The 6,000-nt window shown below is 57.1% G+C and carries 4 protein-coding genes and 2 pseudogenes; 4 read left to right on the top strand and 2 right to left on the bottom strand.

Features of this window, described 5'->3' with window-relative positions; translation table 11 throughout:
- Nucleotides 1–106: 106 nt before the first annotated feature.
- Nucleotides 107–574, bottom strand: a complete 468-nt coding sequence (locus P9A16_RS33505) for a MarR family winged helix-turn-helix transcriptional regulator (protein ID WP_130521165.1) — start codon at nt 572–574, stop codon at nt 107–109.
- 44 nt (nt 575–618) lie between these two features.
- On the opposite strand from P9A16_RS33505, the gene P9A16_RS33510 reads away from it, so the two are divergent.
- The 4 genes and pseudogenes from P9A16_RS33510 to P9A16_RS33525 all read left to right on the top strand — a co-directional run.
- Nucleotides 619–2,136, top strand: a complete 1,518-nt coding sequence (locus P9A16_RS33510; protein ID WP_130521148.1) for an FAD-dependent oxidoreductase — start codon at nt 619–621, stop codon at nt 2,134–2,136.
- On the top strand, nt 2,133–3,101 hold the full coding sequence (locus P9A16_RS33515; RefSeq protein ID WP_130521146.1) for a quinone oxidoreductase family protein: 969 nt from the start codon (nt 2,133–2,135) through the stop codon (nt 3,099–3,101). The genes P9A16_RS33510 and P9A16_RS33515 overlap by 4 nt, the downstream gene beginning before the upstream one ends.
- 2 nt (nt 3,102–3,103) lie before the next feature.
- Nucleotides 3,104–4,342: an MFS transporter gene (locus tag P9A16_RS33520; RefSeq protein WP_130521144.1), complete on the top strand. Its 1,239-nt coding sequence runs from the start codon at nt 3,104–3,106 to the stop codon at nt 4,340–4,342.
- Between the two features lie 346 nt (nt 4,343–4,688).
- Nucleotides 4,689–5,225, top strand: a pseudogene (locus P9A16_RS33525) (patatin-like phospholipase family protein); the annotation flags it as partial.
- Nucleotides 5,226–5,678: 453 nt separating this feature from the next.
- Here the strand turns inward: P9A16_RS33525 and P9A16_RS33530 are convergent.
- Nucleotides 5,679–5,882, bottom strand: a pseudogene (locus P9A16_RS33530) (IS6 family transposase); the annotation flags it as partial.
- Between the last annotated feature and the right edge of the window lie 118 nt (nt 5,883–6,000).

Below are 6,000 nucleotides of genomic sequence, written 5' to 3' on the forward strand. Positions count from 1 at the left end.
AGGCGTTGGAAGCAGACGTCGGGTCGGATCCCCACTGAAACGCTGCATGTGCTCGGCGACTGCATGGACGACCTCGATTGTGGCGGGCGCGAGCCAAATTCCGATCCTACCTGAATGCATCGGCGAAGCGGCGCATTAATCGCACCAGATCAGCAATATCCTTTTCATCCCAAGTATCGAAGATCGCTCGGCTCATCCGCTCTCGCGCCGCATCGATCTTGTCCGTCATGAGCTTTCCTTCGGCTGTGATAATCGCTTCGCGAACTCTTCGGTCGGCAGCACTACCGCGGCGGCTGACAAGGCCAAGGCTATCAAGCTTCGCGACCTGACGACTGACCGTTGTGTAATCCAGCCCGACCCGCTCGGCGAGTTCGACAACGCCGATCGGCCCCATTCGCTCGACTGCGACGAGGAGCCGAAACAGTGCGCGATCCAACGAAATCCCGGCCTCGCGAACCAATTCGTCGTCTTGCTGCGGCCGGTTCATCGCGCTGACGATCTCGATCAATGATCCATGCAGATCGCGCATCAGTTCTGATGTGCGTGTATTTTGCACATTATTTGTTGACATCAGGCTCTCCCTCTTGTTATGTGCATAATACACACATGGAGACGAAAATGACAAATGATTTCACTGCAGATGTACTCATCTGCGGAGCGGGGGCGGCTGGCCTGACGCTCGCCATCGAACTCGCGCGCCGCGATATTTCCTTCCGTTTGATTGACCGATTGGCAGTGCCTTTCAATGGTTCCCGCGGCAAGGGCATACAGCCCAGAACACAGGAAATCTTCGAGGACCTCGGCATTTTGGACAAGGCGGTAGCAGCCGGGGGCATCTACCCACGCCAACGGACCTATCGCGATGACGGGAGCTACACCGATGCTGATATGGCCGAGATCATCCAGCCCACCCCAGCAGAGCCCTACCATCTGGCGCTTATGGTTCCGCAGTTCGTGACTGAACGCAATTTACGATCGCGCCTGATCGAACTTGGTGGTCGAGTGGAATTTGGCTGCGAATTGAAGGGGTTTGAGCAGGACAAAGATGGAATTACCGCGCGTATCGGCCATTCTGAATACGAAGAGGTTGTTCGGGTGCGCTGGTTGATTGGCGCCGATGGCGGGAAAAGCTTTGTCAGACGTTCTCTCGAGATCGGCTTCCCCGGTAAGACGCTCGACGCTCGTGCAATCGTCGCCGATGTAGCGTTATCCGGGCTTTCAGATGAGGTCGCGCATCGTTTCGCCAGAGACGGCGACATGAGCCGGCAGGTATGGGTTGGCCCTCTCGCCGGCACGGACCTGTTTCAAATCCAGGCACCTGTCACCAAAGACGCACAAGTTGATCTCTCCGCGCATGGACTGACGATGTTCCTGGCCGATCGAACGGGCCTCAATGACATCATTGTCCACACTGTTCACTGGGCATCAGACTATGAGATGAATGCTCGCCTGGCCGACAGCTATCGGGTGGGGCGCACCTTTCTGGTCGGTGATGCCGCCCATGTCCATCCACCGACGGGAGGCCAGGGCCTGAACACCAGCGTGCAGGATGCCTACAATCTCGGATGGAAACTTGCGGCCGTGGTGCGAGGTGCCCCTGACCGGCTACTCTACAGTTACGAGGAGGAGCGGCGCCCGGTTGCCGGAGCCATGCTTGGACTTGCAACCAAGTTGTTGGACGCCCAGAAGGCGGGGGAAATGCGGCGTGGTCGTGAAGTCCGTCAACTCGACATCGGTTATCCATTGTCGCCGCTCTCAGTAAACTGCACCGCGGCCCGAGCTCCGCTGCCGGCTGGCGATCGCGCTCCTGATGCGCCGTTGCGAGGCGCAGGGGGGCAAATTGAACGCCTTTTCAGCCTGTTTAAGGGCGTCCATTGGACATTGCTGGCATACGAAGCCGGGCAGCAAGCATTTGAGCCGCGCGAAGGCTTGCATGTTCACCGGATCGGGTCTGGTGGGGAGTTTTCCGACGAGTGGGGGCATTTCAAAGACGCCTATGCGCTGAAGCCTGGCGACTGCATTCTGATCCGCCCGGACGGGTATGTCGGCGCAATCTTTGACGCCGATCGAACCGACGAAATTGAGGTGTATCTCGCGGAGGCAGGTCTGCTCTCTGTCAATGGAGAGAGCAAATGAGAGCGGCAATAGTATCAGCGATGGGGATTGAGCCAACGTTAGGCGAGATCGATCCGCCTATCCCGCTAGAAGGGGAGAACCTGATCAAAGTGACTGCGGCAGCAATCAGCCACGTCACCAAGGCTCACGCTTCCGGCGTCCACTACAGCGCGAATGGCGTGTTTCCGTTTGTTGTCGGCATTGATGGCGTAGGCAGGCTCGATGACGGTAGGCGCGTGTACTTTGCTCTTCCCCGTTCTCCCTTTGGCAGCATGGCGGAGTTTGCGGTCGCAGATACCCGTCTTTGCGTACCTATACCGGCCGGTCTCGAGGATTTTACTGCGGCAGCCATCGCCAATCCGGGAATGTCGTCCTGGGCGGCGTTGACAGAACGCGCCCGTTTGCAAAGGGGAGAAACCGTTTTGATCAACGGGGCTACGGGGACATCCGGCCGTCTCGCGGTGCAGATCGCGAAATGGCTTGGCGCCGGTAAGGTGCTGGCAACCGGTAGAAACCCCATCGCGCTTGAAGAGATAAGACAGAGCGGCGCAGACGAGATCATCCCGCTTGGGGCAGAACCCGAAACTCTCGACAAACGATTGATGAAGGAGTTTGCCGAAGGCGTCGATATCGTCATCGACTATCTCTGGGGTAAGAGCGCCGAGCGCCTCCTGATTGCTGCTGCCAAAGCTGGCTCCGGCGCATCGCCAATGCGCTTTGTTCAGGTGGGCTCTATCTCTGGTTCGGAAATTTCACTGCCAAGCGCTGTACTACGGGCGTCAGCAATCGAGTTGATGGGCAGCGGGAATGGCAGCGTGTCTGCTGACAAGCTCCTCGAAATCACTAGCAAGGTGTTGCGGTCTACCAGACCGGCCGGGCTGGATATCAGTTTCAGGAAAGTCCCTTTCGCTGACTTTGATGCTGCATGGCCGAAGAACGATAGCACGTCACGAACTGTTTTCGACCTCAGCCAGGGAGCAAAGTGAAGATGACTGAGGCTGCCTACTCGAAACCGGCTTCCCGTGAGGCCCTGCGTCGGAACTGGCGCATCATGGTGCCACTCTTCCTGGTCGTTTGTATTTATTCTGCCGGAATGGCTTCGGTGCTGCCAGTCCTACCGTTCTATCTGAGGGAGATGGGGGCAACTCCGCTGATCTTTGGCCTTGTCCTGGCTACGGAGGCGTTCACTCATTTTGTCGCCGCACCCACCCTAGGCCAGTTGTCGGATCGGTTCGGCAGGAAGCGGGTTCTGCTTGCAAGCCAGGCTATGGCGGCAGCAAGTCTTTTCCTGCTGGCGGTCGCGCCAAATGTGTTCGTGGTGATAGTCGCGCGTGCGCTCTTTGGTCTGACAGGCGGCAATTTCTCGGCGGCCGCAGGCTACGTCGCTGACCACACTGCACCTGAGGATCGCAGGCAGGCCATTAGTATCCTGACTGGTGGTGTCGGTTTAGGCGGTATTACCGGTGCGGGCCTGTCCGGGTTTCTTTCCGAGGCTTCGCTGGCGGTGCCAATCTTTGCAGCCCTCTTCCTCTCGATCGGCGCGATTGGCCTTACTCTTTTCGCACTGAAAGCCGATCAGGCTGCGCCCTCGCAAACCGGACCATACGAACGCGAGAAAGTCTCGTTTCGCGCCATCGTTTCATCGCCGATCATCCGTATCCTCATCATCGTGATGGTATGCCATTTCCTCGCATACGGCATCTACAGCTCGCAAATGCCGGTCTTTCTCGCAGAGACATTCATCTGGAACGGGCAGTCTTTTGGCCCCCAGCACCTTAGCTACATCGTCGCTGCCGATGGCGTCATCAACATCCTGGTGCAACTCTTCCTCCTGGGTTGGCTTGGTCGGCGGTTTTCCGAGCGTCAGCTGATCATCTTGATATTTGGCTTGATCTGCACCGGCTTTCTCATCGCGAGCCTTGCCACAACCGTCCCCCTTCTCGCATTGGCGGTGCTTTGTGTGAGCACGGGCGATGCGATGGCCAAACCGACTTACCTTGCGGCTCTGTCCGTCCATGTACCGGGAAACCGTCAGGGCGTCGTCATGGGATCCGCTCAATCGCTTGGCGCTCTAACTGATATCATCTCCCCGTTGATAGGCGGTTTCATCCTTGGGCACAAACTCTATGGCCTCTGGGTCGGTCTGGCGATTGCGGTCGCTGTCATAGGCGTCGTATTGGCGACCGTGAGACTACCCTCAACTGATCCGGAAACACGGAAATCGTAAACTGAGACACTGCGTATCAGCCGATGCCCTCCGGCTACCAGCATGATCGCGGCGCTGGTTCCCCCTTTCCAATGGAGTCATATGGATGAAGCTCTCAGCTCGAGCGAAAACTCAGCGAAAATTCGTGAAGGCTCCTTTTGGAGACGTGCTCGCCGGCATCCTGGTTTTTGCAGTGGCAATTTTAAGTGGGTGTGTGGCGCCAGAACGTCCGACGTACAACGCAGCTGAAGCTGATCGCGCACAGATTTCCGGATTCGAGAACATCAGGGCGCACGTAGATGATCCGCGGCCTCCTGTATCGGTGCATGACCCCTGGAGGCCGGTCATCCTGAAGGATAAGCCCACGATGCTTGCCATTTCCGGGGGCGGGGCAGGGGGAGCGTTTGCGGTGGGCATATTGTCCGCCTGGAGTGAACTTGGAACCCGCCCGAGATTTGCGGTTGTAACGGGGGTGAGTACAGGTGCCCTGATCGCGCCCTTCGCATTCCTCGGCTCAGATTATGATGCACAGCTCAGACGGCTTTATCTATCGGGAGAAACACGAGACCTCATCGATATCGAATGGAAAGGAGCCGGCATCTTTTCTCCGGGCCTTCTCAAGGGAAATGCTCTGCGCAGCAATGTGGAACAGACTATCACGATCGAGATACTACGCCGAATTGCAACAGAGCATCGCGCCGGACGTCGTCTCCTGGTTATGACGACAAATCTCGATACCCAGCGGGCGGTAGTCTGGAACATTGGAGCGATTGCTGCCAGTAACCGGCCGGACGCACTGGCCCTGGTCCGGCATATACTGATCGCATCCGCAAGCGTCCCGGGAATTTTCCCTCCAGTATCGATAAGAGCGGTCGTCGATGGAAAACAGATCGAGGAATTGCATTCCGATGGGGGTAGCTCGGCACAGTTCTTTACTCTGCCTGAACACCTGCTCGTTGCGAACAACGATCATGCTAAAGGTCAAAACCTGCATATTTACGTGATCGTAAATAACGCCCTTATTCCTGAGTTTTCCATGTCACGTGAGCGGGCCTTGCCGATCATGGGCAGAGCGTACGGCATACTCTTGAAATCGCAAACGAAACACGGCCTTGTCGCACTCTACAATTTCGCGCAACGATCAGGTGTCGACCTCGATATTGCATCGATCGACGAGCAGGTTCCCTATTCCATGCTCAATCCGCTAAGCGTTGACTACATGCGCTCGGTGTATCGCATAGGGTATAAAGGGATCTTGGATAGAAAGCTGTGGGTCAAGCGTCCTGTTTTCAGAACTCCGTATGGTGGCGTCGCCTTAACTTTTGGGAGTTTGCGGCGGGGATTTGCGAGCCGAATTTCAGGCAGCTATCGAGCAAGCGATTTCTCGCCAGATCGTGATGGCATGAGCGCGAAGCCGGCGGTAGTAAGCTGCGGTGAGATGTTTGCGATGGAGATGGAAAAGGTTGGCGATTGGGCCATGGGCTGAGACGAAACGCTGGCATTGTCGCGCCGACTTGAAGCGCATCATGCGTCGTTCTCGTCGTCGTACTGGAAGGTGGGAAACCACCGCGAACGATTTACGACTGGCGGCATTACCTTGCGGTCATCCAGCGCAAACCCGGAGCCCTGCGCAATGGTGCGCCTTTCCTGGAATTGCCGCGGGCCTTTCGACAGTTGCA

The sequence above is a fragment of the Shinella sp. 838 genome, assembly GCF_029623935.1.
Lineage (GTDB): Bacteria > Pseudomonadota > Alphaproteobacteria > Rhizobiales > Rhizobiaceae > Shinella.